Origin of the sequence: Chryseobacterium sp. KMC2, assembly GCF_016756935.1 — a bacterium.
GTDB lineage: Bacteria > Bacteroidota > Bacteroidia > Flavobacteriales > Weeksellaceae > Chryseobacterium > Chryseobacterium rhizosphaerae.
Genome location: NZ_JAESIT010000019.1, coordinates 70,841 through 91,657, shown reverse-complemented (window position 1 = coordinate 91,657; position 20,817 = coordinate 70,841). Strand labels below are relative to the sequence as shown.

At 38.2% G+C, this 20,817-nt stretch carries 9 protein-coding genes; 3 read left to right on the top strand and 6 right to left on the bottom strand.

Annotation, left to right across the window (positions count from 1 at the left end; translation table 11 throughout):
- The 4 genes from JML65_RS19195 to JML65_RS19180 form a co-directional block, all read right to left on the bottom strand.
- Positions 1-11,065: non-ribosomal peptide synthetase (locus JML65_RS19195; protein WP_202271754.1), on the bottom strand; the 11,065-nt coding region annotated here is incomplete at its 3' end.
- 269 nt (positions 11,066-11,334) lie between these two features.
- Positions 11,335-13,107: a hypothetical protein gene (locus tag JML65_RS19190; protein WP_202271753.1), complete on the bottom strand. Its 1,773-nt coding sequence runs from the start codon at positions 13,105-13,107 to the stop codon at positions 11,335-11,337.
- Between the two features lie 443 nt (positions 13,108-13,550).
- Entirely contained in the window at positions 13,551-13,961 is a 411-nt protein-coding gene (locus tag JML65_RS19185; RefSeq protein WP_237390936.1) for a hypothetical protein, read from the bottom strand.
- A 184-nt stretch (positions 13,962-14,145) separates the two neighbouring features.
- Positions 14,146-14,784, bottom strand: coding sequence for a 4'-phosphopantetheinyl transferase family protein (locus tag JML65_RS19180; RefSeq protein WP_202271751.1), 639 nt, complete (start codon positions 14,782-14,784; stop codon positions 14,146-14,148).
- 214 nt (positions 14,785-14,998) lie between these two features.
- Here JML65_RS19180 and JML65_RS19175 point away from each other — a divergent pair, with 214 nt between their 5' ends.
- The gene (locus JML65_RS19175; RefSeq protein WP_202271750.1) at positions 14,999-15,502 is read left to right on the top strand and encodes a superoxide dismutase family protein; all 504 of its coding nucleotides are present in this window, start codon (positions 14,999-15,001) and stop codon (positions 15,500-15,502) included.
- 57 nt (positions 15,503-15,559) lie between these two features.
- Here JML65_RS19175 and JML65_RS19170 read toward each other — a convergent pair whose 3' ends face one another.
- Positions 15,560-17,689, bottom strand: coding sequence for a carboxy terminal-processing peptidase (locus JML65_RS19170; protein ID WP_202271749.1), 2,130 nt, complete (start codon positions 17,687-17,689; stop codon positions 15,560-15,562).
- Between the two features lie 354 nt (positions 17,690-18,043).
- On the opposite strand from JML65_RS19170, the gene JML65_RS19165 reads away from it, so the two are divergent.
- Together JML65_RS19165 and surE are read left to right on the top strand one after the other, a co-directional pair.
- On the top strand, positions 18,044-18,214 hold the full coding sequence (locus JML65_RS19165; RefSeq protein WP_047490006.1) for a lmo0937 family membrane protein: 171 nt from the start codon (positions 18,044-18,046) through the stop codon (positions 18,212-18,214).
- Positions 18,215-18,537: 323 nt separating this feature from the next.
- Positions 18,538-19,323, top strand: coding sequence for a 5'/3'-nucleotidase SurE (gene surE / locus JML65_RS19160; protein WP_084086871.1), 786 nt, complete (start codon positions 18,538-18,540; stop codon positions 19,321-19,323).
- A gap of 90 nt (positions 19,324-19,413) precedes the next feature.
- Here surE and JML65_RS19155 read toward each other — a convergent pair whose 3' ends face one another.
- Complete coding sequence (locus JML65_RS19155; RefSeq protein WP_202271748.1) at positions 19,414-20,817, bottom strand: radical SAM protein; 1,404 nt, start codon at positions 20,815-20,817, stop codon at positions 19,414-19,416.

The following is a 20,817-nucleotide window of genomic DNA, read 5'->3' as shown; positions in this document are numbered from 1 at the left end:
GAAGTCTCAACGACGGATAAGCGGCCTGGGTACGTTTCCAGGAATCTTTTAACTTCTCTTCATTTATTTTACTATGGTAGTCCCAGATCAACTGTACCCTGTAGGCATCATCTTTATCTCCCTGGTTTAACGCATGATACACAAAGCCTTCCTGTAAGCTATTCGCTAAATAAACCCCTTCAATTTCCCCTTTCTCCTGAATACCCAATAGCTGATCCTGTTCTACAATATAGTCTATATCCGATGGAGTAAGTATGCTTTTACTTTCCTTTGAAAGCTGATCTACAATAGTTTCTATATTGGCTTTCAATCGTTCTGAAAAGTGATTAATCTCTTCTTCACTCAGGTAGCCTGCAACACCAAATTTAAGCTGTCCGTCTACAACAGCACCATTGATGCTGATCTGATTATTATCTTTATTTCTTTTTCCAACACTCAATCCACTATCTTCGGCAACAATAGTCCAGTTTTTCTCACCAATTTCCTGATCCAACTGCCCAAGATAATTAAAGCTGACCTTAGGCAATTCACGTTCTGTATAGCCTATCAAGCTGCCATACCCTATTCCGTTGTTCGGTATGATTCTCAAAGACTCTTTGGTGGAAACAATAGTATCTCTTAGATTCTTTCCTCTCCTCAGAAGCAATGGATACATCGTGGTAAACCAACCTACCGTCTCCGTAATATCAAGATTACCTGATATTTCTTCACGACCATGACTTTCCAATAAAACAGGATGAATATCTTTTCCACTTAATTCTGAAAGAGTAACGGATAAAGCGGAAAGCAATAAATCATTGATCTGGGTATGATATGCATGATTGGTTCCTCTAATCAACGTTTGAGTAATCTCTTTGGATAATTGCAGCTCACTGTAGTGTTGATCTTTAACCATGAACTGATCCAGCCCTTTGTTATTTTCTTCTACATGATCCGCTGTTGTATTCCAGAATAAAAGTTCCTTTGCCCGGGATTCCGGATTTTCTGTTTTATAGTTTCGCACAGCTTCCACCCATTGTCTGTAGCTTGTTCCTTTTACATGAGCTGTAATATATTCTGTATCTCCTTTTTCAAGAGACTGGTAAATATTCTTTAAGTCTTCAGTAATAATCCTCCAGCTTACGGCATCAATGATCAAATGGTGAAGGGCAAAGTACATCCTTGCGCTGCCATCTGCATAACCACTGATATAACCGATCTGACACAATGGTCCGTTTTCAATATCAAAGCCGGACTGCCACTCTGTAAATACATGAGAAAGCTCTTCTGGATTTAATCCGGAAGCATCCAGATAATTGACTGAAAGGATTTCTGGTTTTCCATATTGCTGAATGGACTTTCCATCTTCTCTGCGATATTGAAGTCTAAGTGCGTCATGTCTTTCAATCAGGGACTTCACTGATTCTTCCAGAAGCTCCTTCTTTAGAACAGGTACATAAAGTAAGAAGGCCTGATTCCAGTGATTGAAATCTACCAAATAGCCCGCTTCTTTCTGACTGAAGAACCATTCCTGGATCGGAAGTAACGAAACTTTTCCGTCCAATATGCCTTGTTCTGCCAAAATACTGATTTCTTCATTTTGACTTTTCTCTTCGAGAAGTAAAGCTAAAGAAACAATAGTCCGGGTAGTGAATACTTCTCTAACCGTCAGCCTGATATTTAATTGTTGTCTGATTCTTCCTACCAGCTGAATACTGATAATACTGTCTCCTCCTAAGCGGAAGAAATCATCTTCGATACTGATCCCTGCAACATCAAGACCCAAAACATCGCCATAGATCTGGCATAGTTTAGCCTGAAGATCAGTTTGGGGAGCAATATAATCTTTGCTGCCCGTAAAATCAGGTTCAGGAAGTTGTCTTCTGTCAAGCTTTCCATTGATCGTTAGAGGCAAGGCTGTTAAATGTACAAAAGCACCCGGTACCATATATTCCGGTAAGCTCGCGGAAAGATGTTCAGAAAGAAGGTTGGAATCAACCTCAACATCTGATACATAATAGCCTGCAAGGTATTTCATCCCCGCTTTGTTTTCTTTAGCCAATACTGCGGTCTGACGGATGCCAGGGTAATGAAGCAGGGTATTTTCAATCTCCCCTAATTCAATTCTGTAGCCTCGGATTTTTACCTGGAAGTCATTTCGACCAACATATTCCAACTCGCCATTAGCCAGCCAGCGTACTAAGTCTCCCGTTTTGTATAAACGGCTGTTTTCTCCTCTTCCTTTTTGGGATAATGTCTGGAATGGATTTTCAAGGAAGCGTTCCTCAGTTAAATCCGGACGGTTTAAGTAACCTCTTGCAATTCCGGATCCTCCGATATAAAGCTCACCTACAGCTCCAACCGGAACTGCCCGCATATGGTTATCCAGCACATAAGCCGTCATATTCCCAATCGGACCTCCGATATTCAACGGATTACCATCTTCCTTGTAATAATGCAGCGTTGCACAAACCGTCCCCTCAGTAGGTCCGTAAGCATTAATAATATCCACTCCTTCAGCCTGATAAAGAGCCATGAGCTGTGGATTTGTTATGTCTCCGGCCACCATAAGTTTTTCTAAAGGTAAAATATAGTCTTTAGTCAGTAAAACCGGTGGTATAGTGGCAACACTGATGGTATTTACTGCTATATATTGTTGTAATTCGGCAATATCAGTCTGTCTGTCTTTATCTAGCAAATAAATACTGTGACCGTGAGTAATGACAGGATAAAGTTCCGCAACATGGGCATCAAAGACGTAATTAGCATACCATAGACAGTTTTTGGAAGCCGTTCCCTCAGAAATAAGATCCAGATCTTTAGCAAACTGCTTGATCAGATTGGAAACACCTTTATGTTCAATCATTACTCCTTTAGGAAGTCCTGTTGTACCACTGGTGTAGATGACATAGGCCAGATTATCTGAATTCACCTGGGTAACAGGATTATTTGAATCTGTGAGTTCAAGCTGTGCTTTAATGTTTACCTCATCTAAAGCGATACAGTCTACCCCCACATCTTCCAGCTTTTCGGCTGTACTTTCCTGACCTAAGACAAGTTTTGCCTCAGTATCCTGAAGAATGTGTTTTATTCTGTCTGCAGGATAAGAAGGATCCATCGGGACATAAGCTGCCCCTGACTTCAGCACTCCTAGCATTGCAATCAACATGTTCTCAGAACGATCTAAACATAAAGGAATAATATCGTCAGGCTGAAGATTGTAGGTTTGGATAAGATAGTTGGCCAAACGATTTGCTTTCTCATTCAGGTCTTTGTAGGACAATTTAATATCCTGATAGACTAGTGCAATCTGATCTGGGGTCTTTGCAACCTGATCTTCAAACAGCCTATGAACGGTTTTTTCAGATGAATAATCAGAAACGGTATTATTCCAATCCTCGGTCATCTTTTTATAATCGCCCTCTTCCAGAAGATGAAGATCATTAATTCTGGTATTTTTAGCTTCTGCATCACTCATCTGGGCCAATTGCTCCAGAAGCAACACATAAGTATCTTTTAATTTTATAATGGTATCTCCATTGAAAAGAGATACAGCATAGTTAAACATTCCGCGGATGTTTTCTTCCCCATCATCTATCATGGTGGTTAAATCAAACTTCGCGGCCTGATAATCAATTTCTCCCTCAAAAGGAGAAAATAAAGTTTCGTGATCATCAGAATTTCTTCCGAAACTCTGAAGTCCAAACATCACCTGAAAGACAGGATGTCTGGAGGTATCCTGTTCTACACCCAATTCCTCCACCAGCTTCTCAAACGGAAGATCCTGATGAGACTGGGCTTCTGTAACCGATCTTGAGACCTGAAGGATAAAGTCTTTAAGGCTTTGTTCAGGATCAATAGCCTCTCTCAAAGCAAGTGTATTGACAAAGAATCCGATCATGTCCTCAAGACCTGCATGGTGACGGTTGGCGATTGGACTTCCCAATACAATATCGTTCTGTCCTGAATACCCAGAAAGCATCAGGTAATATCCACCTAGCATGACACTATTCAGACTTACCCCCAAATCTTTGGAAAGTTTTCTCAGACCAGAACCCGTCTCAGAAGAAAGATTAAAGTACATACTAGCCCCTTCATAAGAAATATAGGAAGGTCTTTTATGATCTAAAGGCAGATTAAGAGATTCAAAACTGTCAAGAGTCTTTTTCCAGTAATCGATCTGTTTTTCCAATACATCTCCGGTAAGGTAGTTACGCTGCCATAGCGCAAAGTCTTTGTACTGAATCTTTAAATTGGGTAGTAGAGAATCCTTACCGGCTACAAGAGCTTCATAAACTGCCTGTATTTCCTTTAAAAATACATCTATTGACCAGCCGTCAAAAGCAATATGATGAACAACTACAGACAGGTAATAATGCTCTTTCAACTTGAAAACATTAATATCCACAGGGAGTTCTTGCTCCAAACGGAAAATCTTGTTGGCCGATCTGTTTACATTCTCCTCCAATTCTTCCCTTGTCTCTACTTCTGTAATTGTAAACTCAGGAATAAGATCTGTAACCACCTGGTAACCCATTCCCTTCTCAGTAGTTCGAATCACCGAACGAAGCACTTCATGGCGCATTATCACTGCTTCTATAGACTTTTGAAGAAAATCCAATCTTATTTTTTCTCCCAGGCTGAAAGCCATCGGAATATTATAGGCACTACTTCCTCCCTCAAAAGCTTCTATAAACCATAGTCTTTCCTGAGCAAACGACAGACGTTGCTCTTCAGGTGAAGAAAATACAATCGGTACAATAATTAGCTGCTCATTGACTGTGGAGTCTGATTCCAGCACCGAGCTCAAAGAAGCAATGGTTTTATGGCTGAATACGGAAGCCACCTGAATCTGGAAATCCAGCTGATTCCTGATTTTACTGATCAGTTTGATCGCCATGATACTGTTACCACCCAATTTGAAAAAATCATCATGAATGCCAATCGTATCCGCATTTATTCCCAGTACCTCTCCATAAATATGGCAAAGTTTTTCCTGCAGCTCATTCTCTGGTGCTGCATATTCCATACTTGCTGTAAATTCTGGTTCAGGAAGCTGTCTTCTGTCGAGTTTTCCGTTAATTGTTAATGGAAGATACTCAAGGTATACATAAGCATTAGGAACCATATATTCAGGCAATGATTCTGCTAAGAATTCCGAAAGCACGGAAGATTCTATAGGAGCATCAGATACATAATATCCGGCAAGGTACTTCATGCCGGCAGTATTTTCTTTAGCCAGTACAACAGCCTGGCGAATCCCCGGATAGCCCAGTAATGCGGTTTCTATTTCTCCCAGCTCAATTCTGTACCCGCGGATTTTTACCTGGAAGTCATTACGGCCAAGATATTCCAGATCACCATTGGAAAGATATCGAACAAGGTCTCCGGTTTTGTATATTATATTATTTTTTCCTCTGCTTTTCTGTATTTCCGTTTGGAAAGGATTCGAAATGAATCGTTCAGCAGTCAGGTCCGGTCTGTTCAGATATCCGCGGGCAATGCCGTCTCCACCAATATACAGTTCACCTACAGCTCCTACAGGAACCGGGCGATAAAGATTATCCAGCACATAAGCCGACGCATTCCCTACAGGACGTCCAATCAAATGTACATCTCCATGATATACCTGTTTATAAGTAGCATAAATTGTAGCTTCGGTAGGTCCATAAAGATTGTAAAGGAGGGTCTGTTCAGACCAGTATTTTCCGGTTTCATAATCACACGGTTCTCCCGCATAGAGCAATCCTTTTAGGTTCGGATACTGTATTTTTGGAAGTACGGATAACATTACGGGAGGTAAATAAGCATAAGCTATCTGATGATCCAAGAGATACCTGCTTATTGAATCTGCATCCTTTTTAGTAACCTCATCAAGCAAATGCAGCTCATTTCCAAACAATAAAGTATTGAAAAATTCTGATACAGATACGTCAAAAACATAGGACGTATAAGCTGTTATTTTTTCTCCTTCACTGAATCCGTATGCATCTCTTACCTGATTCACCACATTCACCACATTTCTATGCTCTATCATTACTCCTTTAGGCATTCCGGTGGTTCCACTGGTGTAGATGACATAGGCAAGATGGTTAGGCCGGGTTGTAGTCACCGGATTTTTAGGATCTATTTTACCGATAAAGGTTCTGAATGTTTCTTCATCAATAGATATTCCGGTCACATGGTCCAGTCTTCTTACTTTTTCTAAAGTCCTTTCCTGAGTAAGAACTATTTTTGCTCCGGTATCATCAAGAATATGCTTTATCCTGTCTGCAGGGTAAGCAGGGTCCATAGGTACATAAGCTGCTCCGGTCTTTAAGACTGCTAAAATTGCAATCAGCATATCTTCCGAACGCTCTAAACAAAGAGGAATAAGATCATCTGATGTAAGCTTATAGTTTTCAATAAGATAATGGGCCAGTTGGTTCGCTTTCTGATTCAGTTCACGATAAGAAAGCTTATTATTCTGATATACTACAGCTATTTGATCAGGTGTTTTTTCTACCTGATCTTCAAATAACTGATGAATTGTCTTTTCTTCAGGATATGCAAGCCCAGCCGTATTCCATTCTCCTGTTATTTTTTGATGGTCTTCTTTTGTTATAAGGGTCAGGTTCTTTATGGAATTGTTTTCTGTTCTATTTCCAATGTTAACAAGCTGCTTCAGGAAAAACAAATAAGAATCCATCATACGCATAATCGTCTCATAGCTGAAAAGGGACACCGCATAATTGAAAATTCCCCGGATCACATCCCCATGGTCATCAATCATCATGGTCAGGTCAAACTTTGCTGATTGATAGTCTATATTTCCATCAAAGGGTTGAAGCACAGCTTCATGGTTTTTAAAAGAAGTTCCGCCATCAAAGCTTTGAAGCCCAAACATCACCTGAAAAACAGGGTGTCGGGACATATCCTGTTCTACACCAAGTTCTTCCACCAGTTTCTCAAATGGAAGGTCCTGATGAGACTGTGCTTCCGTTACAGATTCAGATACCTGAAGAATAAAGTCTTTGACCTTCTGGTCAGGATTAATTTTCTCTCTTAAAGCCAGCGTATTGACAAAGAACCCTATGATATTTTCGAGTCCCACATGATGACGATTCGCAACAGGGCTTCCCACTACAATATCATCCTGCCCGGAATAGGCAGATAACATCAGATAGTAGCCACTTAGCATCATACTGTATAAACTCACTCCGAGATCTTTTGAAAGATTTCTCAGTTCTGATACAAGATCTGCGGGCAGGTCAAAGTATTGTGTTGCCCCTGCATAAGAAATATGGGCAGGTCTTTTAAGATCCAGAGGAAGATCCAGTGTTTGGAAACCATCAAGTTTATTTTTCCAGTAAACAATTTGTTGATCGAGTCTTTCCCCTGTAAGATAATCTCTCTGCCATAATGCAAAGTCTTTGTATTGTATTTTTAATTCCGGTAAATCAGGATTTTTCCCTTCAGAAAGAGACTGATAAATGCTGCATAATTCTCTAATAAAAATATCTGTAGACCATCCGTCAAAAGCAATATGATGAATCACAACAGAAAGATAATTGCGGTTCTCCAGATTGAAAATATTAATGCTCATCGGGAGCTCTTTTTCCAGATGGAAAACTTTGTTTGCTGCATGGTTAATCGCTTCATCAAGCTCTTTTCTGGAGTTTACTTTTCCAGTATAGATGGGAAGTTCCTGCCCGGTTATAACCTGATATCCCTCTCCGTCTTTTGTTGTACGAATGAGACTTCTCAACACTTCATGGCGTTGAGTCAGTGTTTCAAAAGACTGCTGAAGAAGTTCCATTTGAACATTTTCACCCAACATGAAGATCATCGGAATATTGTATGCATTGCTTCCTCCTTCATAAGTTTCTATAAACCAAAGTCTTTCCTGTGCAAAAGACAAACGCTGTTCTTCAGGTGATGATACTATTACAGGGTTGATGACAATCTCTTCCGCCTGATTGTTTTCTCCGTTGAGTATATGAGACAATGATGCAACTGTTTTATGGCTGAATATCATGGTCACATTCACCCGAATATCCATCTCTTGTTTGATCTTACTGATCAGTTTGATCGCCATGATACTGTTTCCTCCTAATCGGAAGAAATCATCGTGGATACCAATATGTTCAGGAGCGACGCCTAAGATTTCTCCATAAATCTTACACAAGTTTTCTTGTTGTTCATTTTCAGGTCCGGTATATTCTCTGTCTCCACTGAAATCAGGTTCAGGAAGCTGTTTTCTGTCTAGCTTACCATTGATGGTCAATGGTAAAGAGGTGAGATGAACAAAGACACTCGGCACCATATATTCCGGTAAAGAGGAGGATAAATACTCAGTAAGGAGTTCATTATCCAGCTCTCCTGCTGATACATAATATCCGGCAAGGTATTTCATCCCCGTATTGTTCTCTTTGGCCAATACCACAGACTGTTTTACTTCAGGATGCTGAGACAATCGGTTTTCGATCTCTCCAAGCTCTATTCTGTAACCCCGGATCTTTACCTGGAAATCATTTCTCCCAATGTATTCTATATTGCCATCAGGAAGCCAACGCACAAGGTCTCCCGTACTGTACAGTCTTCCATTTTCTCCATTCTCGTTCTGCTCTTTCGTTTGGAAAGGGTTAGCAATGAAACGTTCTTCGGTCAGATCAGCACGGTTTAAATAGCCTCTTGCTATTCCCACTCCTCCAAGATAAAGCTCACCTACAGCTCCTATAGGGACCAAGCGATGGGATTCATCCAGCACATAAGCTGAACTGTTCCCTACCGGACGGCCAATCAGATGAACATCTCCATGTTCTACCTGTTTGTAAGTGGCATAGATCGTTGCTTCGGTAGGGCCGTAAAGGTTGTACAACACTTTCTCTTCTGACCAGTATTTCCCGGTTTCATAATCACAAGGCTCTCCTGCATACAACAAACCTTTAAGGAATGGGTAAGACACACGTGGAAGAACAGAAAGCATCACCGGTGGTAAATAGGTATAAGCAATTTCATTAGAAACTAAGTATCTGCTGATGGCATCGGCATCTTTCTTCGTTTCTTCATCCAACAGATGAAGTTCGTTTCCATACAGTAAACTGTTGAAAAACTCGGATACGGATACGTCAAAAACATAGGACGTATAAGCAGTTATTTTCTCTCCTTCACTGAAACCATAAGCCTCTCTTACCTGAGAAACAACGTTGACTACATTCCTGTGTTCCACCATAACTCCTTTAGGCAGTCCCGTGGTTCCACTGGTATAAATAACATAGGCCAGATTATCTGATTCAACTTCCGTAACAGGATTTGATACTTTCTGTGATTCCATAATAGTTTGGAAATCACGATGATTCACAGAAATAGAAACCCCAAAAGGAGTTTTCACTTTCTCCATCGTACTCTCTTCAGCAATAACTATTTTGCTGCCTGTATCTTTAAGAATATGTTCTATTCTGTCTGAAGGATAAGAGGGATCCATAGGAACATAAGCTGCCCCGGATTTTAATACTCCTAAAATAGCAATCAGCATATGTTCTGAACGTTCCAGACATAATGGAACCAGATCATCCGGCTCAAGTGCATGGGTTTTTATCAGATAATTTGCCAGGCGGTTTGAACGCTCATTAAGTTCTTTATAGCTTAATTTAACATCTCCATAAACCAACGCAATCGCTTCAGGAGTTCTTGCTGCCTGAGATTCAAATAAATCAGAAAGGGTTTTATCTGAAACTACAGACCCTATCCCGTTCCAGGAAGTCACTGTATTTTGATAAGAATCATCACTTAGCAGCTCATAGTTTGTGATCTGTTTTTCTACTTTCCCTTCCAGTAAATCTTCCAGTATTTCAATAAACAGTTCCTTATAAATGTCTACAAATCCCGTAACCAGTCTGACATCAAGTTTTTGATTGGCATAACGAACTTTAAAATTAATCTGTCCATCTCTTACTTCCTGCTCAAATGATAATTTTCCTACCAAATCAACATTCAGGTCGCTATTAATAATTACACTACTGGCTCCTTCATAATGAATAACTACATCCTTAAGACTGGTCTGAACAAATCCAAATTCCAATATATTTGATGTAGGAGCATGGCTGATAAGCTCTTCAATAGGAAGATATCTCGCCTTACTTTTTTTCAGCAGATGGGTATAATCTAAATTTTGCTGTACAAGATCCTGAAGCGAAGATTCTTTATGAAACCTATATCCCTTCAAAATAGTATTGATGTGAGCTCCAAAAATAAAGTCCTGTCCTTCCGTAATACCAACAGGATAGTTGATCACCAGGTTATCTATTCCGGAAATTCTATGAAGCAAAACAGCTAATACCAATTGCCCAAATGTATAGGGCGTAAGTTTATATTTTGATGTTAGTTGTCTTACCTTAAGAAATACAGGTTCGGGAAAATTAAACCGGAGTTCACTTACCGGATTGGTGAGAAGCGGGGTTTTCTGTTCAAGATCCGAACGAACTAAATCTGAGGTCTGCAGAAATTTAAATCCAATATTTTCTACATCTTTCAGACTGTTTTCCCAGAAATCAGACATTTCTTCTTTCCCAACTGTCAGTATATCATCAAACTGACCCCTCAGTTTTTCATATAATTTTTCCTGCTCTGCCAGACTTATTGGGTTTACATAGCTAAGATCATTGTAAAAGGTACTGAGTTCTGCATAAATACTGTTAGCACTTAGACCGTCAACAAGAATATGAGAAAAGATATGGATAATCCTATATCCTCCATTATCAAGTTTGATTGCATAAAATCTTGCCAGCTGGTCCTTTTCAAGATCAAACGGCTGTAAGGCAAGCTTTAATACCTCTTCAGCACCCGGTTCATGGGCAATGAATGTCAATATTTGAGCATCTTCAGAAAGCAGCGGTCTGTGCTTCCAGTATAAGCTTCCCGATTCACTTATAACATTACTGTTGAGGAGTAAATTATTGTTGACAAACCGGACTAAGCTTGAATTCAATCTCTGAATATCTATATATCCGGACATTGACTGGTCAAAAATAATGTTGTAGTCACTTCTAAATGGATTCAGTATCCATTCATTGTAAAAAGTCGATTGGTAAGATGTTAGCTTCATGGGGATTATATCCTTGCGGATATTAGGTTAGGGTTAGGTTAGGATTTTTATAGATAATCATCAAATACGTATTGGATTCCATTAAGTGTTGATAATGAGAAGTATTTGTATATTTTAAATTTGTGTTTTTGTTAATTTGTCCTGAAGTTTGTGTAATAACAAGCTTATTTTAGATCAATAATTCTAATTACAGGAGGGTATTTTAACCACGTCGGGTAGTTGTTAACAATGTCGACAACTACCCTAGTGATTATTTAAAATTTGTTTTTTTACTCTTTAATACAACGAACTGAGATTCCTTGTGCCTTACTCGCACCAAATGTCGAGGAAGGAGCACCAAATTGTGGAATTTGCATTGTATATGCTGACGGACTAGCTAGAGACCCGGCACTTCGGCTCCAATAAAGTCCGGAATTTCCTGTTGTAACCGTTGATATATTTCCAAGACCCGCATCACGAGTTCCGGCAGCAGGAAGTTTTAATTTGCTTGCTGCAGCACCAGCAATTCCATTACTTAAATTAGAAGCATTTAAATAATTCTGTAGCTGCGCCTGTGATGGAACTGCAAATCCAATAGGACATGGGTTATTTACAGCAGTACTGCTTTCCCAAAGTGTAATACTTGGAGTTACTCTCCAGTCACTTCCTGTAGCAATGAATCTGGTATCTGTAGGATTATCATTCGCGGTACCGGTAGTCGTTGGGTTCACTGGAGTTCCGGTAGTAGACGAAGTCCAGTTAATCAAATCATGTCCATCCGGTTTTCTTCCCCATTGGAATAATGATCCGTAAGCTTTATAGTCATTGGCAGCTGTTGCCTGTTGTGCAATACTGAAAGAAGGACTGTTTGTATTGGTATAATCCGCACCCAGGTTATTATTTAACCAAGTATATCCATCTTCAGCCTGAACCGGTAAATAAAGGAAATTATGATTCAGAGCTCCCAAGTTATCAGGCAATCCGAATTTTCTGTCAGGAATACCTGGTAATATACGGACATCATAATTCTTTGATGCTCCAGTATTATTGGAAGGAAACTGGAATCTTGCCATTAATACACCAAGATAATCATTCCCTATTCCTGCATTAATGTCCAGTTTACGGGCATTCAGTGTACCACCGATTGCTGTAAGAGTTGCTTTAATTGACTTGCTTCCTGCAGTATAAGACTGGGCATTCCAGGAAAGTCTAAGCTGTCTGGAAATACCGTCCTCAGTAAGGTTAGCAGGAACCGTTGTTATAGAGCTCCACGCTGAAAGATTACCCGTTCCTGTAGCGGTTACAGGTATATAAATTTCAAGCCCAGTTGTCGGGATAAAGCCCTGGTAATCGGCTAATTTATCCGGTACACCATCAGCCGCAACAGGTCTGGCAGTAGTAGCAGGTCCTGTAGGTGCTGTAAATGGAGAATAATCATTGTCGTAAACAGATCCTACAAAATATATTCCCTCAAGTATTGTAATCGTTGGAGGGATTACCGGTGTTCCACTATTCACCGTAAGTGAAAGACCGGAACATGTACTTCCGTTTATGCTAATGTTGAATACAGCTGAAGGTGTACTAACCGGAGTTCCGGTAATGTTATACTGTAAACTTCCATTTCCTACAGCAAAGGTACCTGCCGGTAAAGTAGCGGTCAGCCCATTAGCCTGAACACTCTGCGCAGCATAAGCACTCCCATCTCCACCTGTGTAAGGAATTGTTAACGTTCCTGTATAAGGTTGATTCTGAACAGCAGGAGAAGGAGCAAACACTGCGGAAGCACACGTTAAAACGAAAGCTGTATTTTCTTTCCAGAAACACTGAGACCATGCCCCACCCTGAAATGCCTTTACACACTGTTCTGCTACGTCATAGATTAACATGCCGTTAACCGGGTTAGCAATAGCCCCTGTATTAGGAACCCTGTTCAGTAATAAACTTTTGTTTGTAGACCCCAGTTCCAGATCAGAACTTAAATGAGGATTGGCAGTATTAATCCCAACCTGAGCTAAGGATAAAGTACTAGCACTTAAATAAATCGATAATAATAGTTTTTTCATCTTAAAATATTCGTTTTTAATAAAGAATTTGGTTCATATAATGTGTTTGTTTTTTTGAAATTGTGAAAAATAAGTAATGGTAAGCCCGGACACTGAGGTTCAGAATATTTTTAAGAATCAATGTAAATAACAGATCGCTAAATATCTAAAAAACAATAACTTCCTGCAACAATTAACGCTTGCCAATTAGACATAGTTTTCCCGTAACAGTTAGTATGATGCCTATTTATAAAGCAATTACTGAATGTAGATCAATCTTAGGAAATTTCTGTCTGAAACTCATTTTCAGGACGATAATATCCGTTATATATTCAGGGGTAAAAACGATTTACAGGTAATGAAATTCTCATTTTTCATTACTTGCTCTGGCCAGAGTACTGTACTGAATATTATAACTTTACCTTCCGTGAAAATTATGGCGGGCAGTGTTACCACTAATCCATTTATCTCAATACCTCGTCTTTCACAAGAGTTCTCATCTCTTGTGTATACGTAATGTCTTGTTCATGATAAGGCTGCCTATCATTAAAGTCATGGGACAGGTTGACTGAACTCTTCGATAAAGATTGTGGATCGGAAGTTTTTTGGGCTTTTAGATTTTTGCCTAAACATTTTGACCATTTTCCAGATTGATATGCTTTTACACATTCTTCTGACAGGTCATAAATCATCATTCCGTTGACAGGATTGGGAACAGCACTTGTGTTTTGAACTCTATTCAAAATTAGAGCCTTGTTATTCGAACCAAGCTCAAGGTCTGTACTAGGATTTGGGTTGTCCTTCTTAATACCTACTTGTGCAAGCGAAAACATGCTGAAGCAAATGCAAATTTGCAGCAATATTTTTTTTCTCATTGTGAATTTTTAGTGTTGAAATAATTTCTTTTTCTCCGTGTAAAGATATATGTTAATTTTGAAATCACAAAGAAAATTTTGTAAAAAAATCTTATTTTATCACTAATATATGATTTATTTTAAGTTTTTTTTTCAAAAAAATTGCATTAAAACAGCCCTTACAATGCATTCTAACAGGCATGCATCAATTTTGAAACAATTCATAACAAATGGACTTATTCTTGATACTCAAATCCTCAGATGCTATGCAACAGTGATATCTTTTATCTATAAAAAACTCCTTGGTGAAGAATTTTTTTCCTTCAATAACACATTCATTGTTTAAAATTTCAAACGAATCAAGAGAAATCATCATGCCACTACCCTCTGCTTTTAAAACGGCTTCTTTTTTTGTCCAATAAGAAAAAAAACTGCTTATTTTGTCTTCAGAATGATGGATTTCTTCAAATTCACCTGCCGTCATCTGAAATTCAAAATCCAAATAATTGATAGTTTCATCAGAGAACTCAATATCAATTCCAATAGGAAAATCAGCTATAACACAAGCCACAAGATTTTTGGAGTGAGAAATATTAAAATGGATAGAGTGACCTTTTAAAAAGGGTTTATTATTGGGTAATCTTCCAATATCAGCCTCATTGATGCCATAATGAGCACTTAATCCATGTAGCAAAAGAACTCTTCCCAACAAGGAAAGCTGGGCATCCTGCCAGCGTCTGTACTTCAGAATATCTTCCTTAAAATCTTCTGAGAAAGCATTCAAATATCTGTCCATCAAAAACTTGTGCCTGCTTTCATCAATAAATGAATATAGAATAATCATCAAAAATAAATTAGATTAAAAATAGTCATTTTCTTTTTTAAACCTATTTTGAAGCCTATTATTTATTTTACCAGTAAGACCGGACCTTCCCCAGCAACCTCTATAGATTCCAGGGATCATTAACTGGCTTTTTCAGAAAAAAAGACTGGAATCATAAAGCGCTTTGGAAAATCTTTTATAATTTTAGCCTATAATCACTATAAATCATTTAAAAATGAAAGTACAAACATTAGCATTATTGGCTGGGTGTGCATTTTTAGCAGCTTCTTGCAGCACTATAAAAACGTATACAGTAAACGCCAAGAGCGGGACACAAACAGGTGGAACAGCAAAGTTTACCCAACAGGGAAACAATGTAATTATGAAGCTTGATGTCACTCATCTGACCCCTGGAATCCATGCGGTACACATTCATGAAAAAGGAGACTGTTCTGCAGCGGATGGAACATCTACCGGAGGACATTGGAATCCTGGTAAAGATGACCATGGAAAATGGGGAGCTGAGCACTTCCATATGGGAGATATCGGTAACCTGATTGCAGACGAGAGTGGAAATGCTACTTTAACTTTTAAGACAGACAAATGGTGTCTTACCTGTACAGATGAGTCCAAAAACATCATTGGAAAAGGTCTTATCGTGCATGCCGCAGCAGACGATTTCCATACTCAGCCTACAGGAAATGCAGGAGGAAGAGTGGGATGTGTAGAAATTAAATAAATCCTGTTTATTTCAATAAAAAAAACCGCTAACTTTCATTAGCGGCTTTTTTTATGATTATGATTTTGTTCCCATATCTGCAACAATATTCATTGCTTCCTGCAGGTAGAGATCTTTTTTCAGATTTTTGATCCACATTTCAGATTTCTTCTTAAATGCTTCGTCTTTTTTCTCTCTTTCTATTTCACTTGGATACATCATAAACTGAAGTCCGTTTTCAAATTTAGTCAGCGCTTTAAACTTCTCAATCTGAGACTTTCTATGCTTCATCAATTCATTAAATTTATTGATATTCAGCGTAATGTTTTCTTCTTTATCCAGCTTTTCTCTCCACTGAGCTGATTCTAATAACAACTGATAATTGCTGTTTTTAGCCATTCTTTCAGAGCTTGCTTTCTCAAGAGCCTGAATGTTGAAATAGTTCAGCTTTTCAAATTTTGTAGGGGGAATTTTATCCCACGCCAATGCGTAATCATCATATCGCTCTCCTACTTCAGCATAGGTAAAGAAATCTTTCATCTGAATATCTGAAACAATCCCTTTTCTCTGAGTAGATTCTCCTGTAATTCTATAGAACTTTTGAATCGTCAGCTTTAAAGATCCGAAATCATCTTCAGTATTCAAAAATCTATTCAGATCCACAAAAGTCTGTACGGTACCTTTTCCGAAAGATTGAGGTGATCCGATGATCATTGCTCTTCCGTAATCCTGCATTACTCCTGCTAAAATTTCTGAAGCTGAAGCTGAAAGTTCATTTTGCATAATTACTAAAGGTCCCGTCCATATAGGAGCTTCATATTTGTTCTTTAAGGTCTGGATTTTTCCATTTCCATCCTTCACCTGAACATAAGGTCCTGCATCCATGAAAAGGCCCATAATATCTCCAACTTCCGTTAAAGATCCTCCCCCATTATTTCTCAGATCAAGAATAATCCCTTCAATATTCTGAGCTTTAAGCTTTACTATTTCATTTTTAATATCATCGGAAGCATTTCTTCCTTTTGCATTTTCAAAATCTGCGTTAAAGCTTGGAAGGTTGATGAATCCGTATTTCTTTCTGTTAGGGGTATTCACTACAATACTTCTTGCAAAAGTATCTTCAATAGCTACCTCTTCACGAATCATAGTCACGTCCTTTATAGATCCGTCCTTTTTCTGAACCGTTAGTGTTACCGGTGTTCCTTTTTCACCTCTGATCAGCCTTACCGCTTCATCAGAAAGCATTCCTACAACATTTACCGCATCATCTTTTGGTTTAGATTTCACCTTTAAGATCTTATCCCCTTCAGAAAGCTGCTTAGATTTCCATGCCGGAGCGCCAATGGTTAGAGCACCAAGGAAAAGATTTCCTTTTTTCTCCTGGATAATGGCTCCAATACCAATTACTTTTCCGGTAAACTGGCTGTCGAAATCTTCTTTATCTTTTGGTGAATAATAATTCGTGTGTGGATCAAATACTTCCGTATATGCATTCATATACACCGTAAACCAATCCATTTTCTTTCTCTTTTTGAATCTTGTAAAGGTATCTTTTACAAGGTCTTTTACTTCATCCGTAGCCTTCTTAATCTTTTCATCCTGAGTAAGAACCTTGAAATTGATAGTATCTTTCAGTTTGTACTTCTGAACGGAATCTTTTTTCTCTTTCTGAGCTTCCTCTTTACTGTTCATTGATTCAATCTCCTGAAGGATATTATATTTGATGAACTTCTTCCACTCGTTATACTGCTCCTGCTTATTGGCAGGTATTTTTTTAAGCTTTGGCTCAAGGGTAAGCGCTTCATCTTCCTGAAGATTAATCGGCTTACTGAAAATATCCTGGGTAATCTTATCAATGTCATCCACTCTTTGGTAGAGTCTGTCTATTGTAAGCTTATAAAAGGTAAGATCACCCTGGCTGATATAGTCATCAAGCTTGGTTTCATGCTTGCTGAATTCATCCATATCAGATTGCAGGAAATATCTTTTTGCAGGGTCTACCAATTCGAAATAATGCTTATAAACGTCCTTAGAGTAGGCATCATTAATAGTTTTTGGGCTATAATGAAGATAAGAAAGTGTATTTTTTACGCTCACCATTATTGTTTGCATCTTTTCATCGTCATTCTTTGGCGAGTTGAAACAAAACATTAGACTTGTTAATGGAATTAGGAGTAAAAATTTATTCAGTTTGAAATTTTTCCACATAAACTGTCCTGTATTTATTAATTTTTTTTAAAAATAAGTATATCAATTAGTAACACAAAATACTCGTATTGTTACAAACGATCAAATTTAATACCTTATTTACAAATATCGTATAGTTTTAGTAATTTTTATCAAAAGAGCTATGTAAATAATACAGCCTCTTCTTTATACTCCCTGAGCATTGAATTTTATCCCATACAGGAAAATACCTTTACACCCTCCTTCTACAATGGCTTTAAGACATTATTTCCTTGCTGTCAAATCCAAACAACAGGTACCACAAAAACAGTTTTTATGGCATAAAGGCACAGATTATGCTGATAGTTAAACAGATAACTTTAAAAATGTAACGTTATGAGAAGTATATTATGGTTAGTAGCAGTCATTTGTATCGTTGTTTGGCTTTTAGGAATGCTAGGAATTGTACCGGGAATCAGTACCGGATACCTGCTTCACGTTCTCCTGGTCATTGCCATTATTGTTATTCTTTACAATATTATAACAGGTAGAAAACCTCTCGATTAAGCCTTACTCAAATTATCAAACTTTAAAAGATGTACATTTCAGTGAGATTGTGTGGGTGTCATTTTTGAAAAATAAAACCCGTTGCAGTTTCACTGAAAAGCATCCCTTAGTTCCGATTCGTTTTTTTGATATTTAAGGTCAGAAAACACTCTATTTTACGCCTATTTTTGATTTTTTCTGAGAAATCTGATTCATTTATTACCCAACAGATATTTTATAACAGGTTATTTTTAACTACATTTGATGTGTTGAAATTTCTTTTTGTCCAAGTTGAATAACCGGACAAACTAAACTTCATTTTTATTAAAAAATTAAAATATTTTATGGAAAGACCACTTATTCTGGTTACTAATGATGATGGAATTACAGCTCCTGGTATCAGAAATCTTGTAAATTTTATGAATGAAATCGGAGAAGTTGTTGTTGTAGCCCCTAACTCTCCCCAAAGTGGAAAAGGCCACGCTATTACCATTAATTCTACTCTAAGCTACGAAGAAGTTACCCTTGAAGGTCCACAAAAAGATTTTTCGTGTAGTGGAACTCCTGTAGACTGTGTAAAAATGGCTCTTGACAAAATTATGACAAGAAGACCGGACATTGTTGTTTCAGGAATTAACCATGGGGCTAATTCTTCTATTAATGTGATCTATTCGGGAACGATGTCTGCTGCTGTAGAAGCCGGAGTGGAAGGAATTCCTGCGATTGGATTCTCATTACTGGATTTCAGCTGGGAAGCAGATTTTACCCAGGCTAAAGAATATATTCAGAATATCGTCAGAAGAACTCTTGAAAAGCCAATGCCAAAAGGAATTGTGCTGAATGTCAATATTCCCAAACTGCCTGCTGAAGAAATAAAAGGAGTAAAAGTCTGCAAACAGGCTCATGCAAAATGGGAAGAAAGTTTTGACGAAAGAATAAATCCACATGGAAAAAAATACTACTGGCTTACAGGATATTTCAACAATATGGATGAATCTGAAGATGCTGATGAAACAGCTTTGGCCAACGGATATATTTCTATCGTACCTGTAAAATTCGACCTTACTGCATATGAGTATATCAATACGCTGGAAGAAGTAATGACTTTTGACCGTGTAGAAGTAAAATAACCGTTTTCTATTACGAATGGTTTTTAAGAACATATAAAAGAGCTGTGAAAATTATTTCACGGCTCTTTATTTTTTTTATGCTGATTCAGATTAAAACAGGACCTTGTCCTCTTTTCTCAGCTCTTCCAGATAATTCTTCTTTTCATCTCTATAGAAAAGATTCATTGTTTCAAAAGGGATTAGCTTCAGGTCCTTATTGACAATATGTACGCAGGATTTTTTTACCGCACGAACATCAAAATCATGAGCATCCATAAAATTCATAATGATAATTCTGAACAGATTATCATAATCAAAATTGGGAGCACATACTTCTGGAAGACAACAGAGTAACTGGTTAACTTTAGGTTGTACTTTATCTACAGAAATCCCTGTGCTGAATATATCCAGCAACTGCATCTGAAGTCCTTGATCCTGCTCGTATACAATGGTGTTTTTCGATTCATTATTCAAAAGATCAGCAGGATTGATATATCGGGTTAAAGGGATGGTTTCTTCTTCTAATTTTAGAATATATCCCATAGCCAAAGCATCCGGATTACAGGGAACAGGGATGATATCATCAGAATTTAACAGAGGAAACTGATTGAGGATTTCCTGCCTTACTTCTGTTAAGGTAATTTTCTCATGAGAAGAATCTTCTCTGTTTCTTCCCGCAATTTCTACCGGTTGAAAAGTGATTCCCCGTACACATTTCTGTTTCAGAGCAAACTCAATGATCTTACCAATCTCATCTATATTTTTGTCTTTCTGCAGTACAATAACCAATGTAGTGGAAAGATTAAGTGCATTCAGTTTCTCCAGGGCTTTCATTCTTACCGCCGTAAGATCTTTTCCCCTGAAATCTTCCAATACTTCAGGTTTAAATGAATCAAACTGAAGATATACCTCAAATTCCGGTGCATAGGTCGCTAATTTTTCTGCAAACCCTGGATCATTGGCTATTCTTATCCCGTTGGTATTTAACATCAGGTGTTTGATGGGTTTCGACTTGGCAATGTCCATGATTTTAAAAAACTCAGGATGTATGGTAGGTTCTCCTCCACTGATCTGAACAACATCCGGCTCGCCTTCATTTTTAACGATAATATCAAACATCGCTTCTATTTCCTCCAGACTTCTGTGGCTTCCATAATGAGGAGAAGACATGGCATAGCATGTAGGACAGGTCAAATTACACCGGTCTGTAACTTCTACTATAGAAAGACAGCTATGCTGCTCATGATCTACACAAAGTCCGCAGTCGTAGGGACATCCGTACTCCACATCCGTTCCGAAATGATGGGGCATCTCTGACGCTTTGTTATAATTCCTGATGTTTTTATAATATTGTACATCTGAGGCTATTTTTGTTTTAAAGAATCCATGGTCAGGACATCTTTTCGTCATAAAAACAGTTTCATCCTCAATAATGATCTTTGCCCCCACTCTTTTAAGACATTCAGGGCAAAGGCTGATTGTATAATCGTAATACGTATAGTTTCTTACCGGCAT

What these genes read in the sequence shown, in the direction of transcription:
- JML65_RS19155 (WP_202271748.1), bottom strand. Translation starts at nt 20,817, where the DNA reads ATGCCGGTAAGAAACTATACGTATTACGATTATACAATCAGCCTTTGC.
- JML65_RS19185 (WP_237390936.1), bottom strand. Translation starts at nt 13,961, where the DNA reads ATGAGAAAAAAAATATTGCTGCAAATTTGCATTTGCTTCAGCATGTTT.
- surE (WP_084086871.1), top strand. Translation starts at nt 18,538, where the DNA reads ATGGAAAGACCACTTATTCTGGTTACTAATGATGATGGAATTACAGCT.
- JML65_RS19190 (WP_202271753.1), bottom strand. Translation starts at nt 13,107, where the DNA reads ATGAAAAAACTATTATTATCGATTTATTTAAGTGCTAGTACTTTATCC.
- JML65_RS19170 (WP_202271749.1), bottom strand. Translation starts at nt 17,689, where the DNA reads ATGTGGAAAAATTTCAAACTGAATAAATTTTTACTCCTAATTCCATTA.
- JML65_RS19175 (WP_202271750.1), top strand. Translation starts at nt 14,999, where the DNA reads ATGAAAGTACAAACATTAGCATTATTGGCTGGGTGTGCATTTTTAGCA.
- JML65_RS19180 (WP_202271751.1), bottom strand. Translation starts at nt 14,784, where the DNA reads ATGATTATTCTATATTCATTTATTGATGAAAGCAGGCACAAGTTTTTG.
- JML65_RS19165 (WP_047490006.1), top strand. Translation starts at nt 18,044, where the DNA reads ATGAGAAGTATATTATGGTTAGTAGCAGTCATTTGTATCGTTGTTTGG.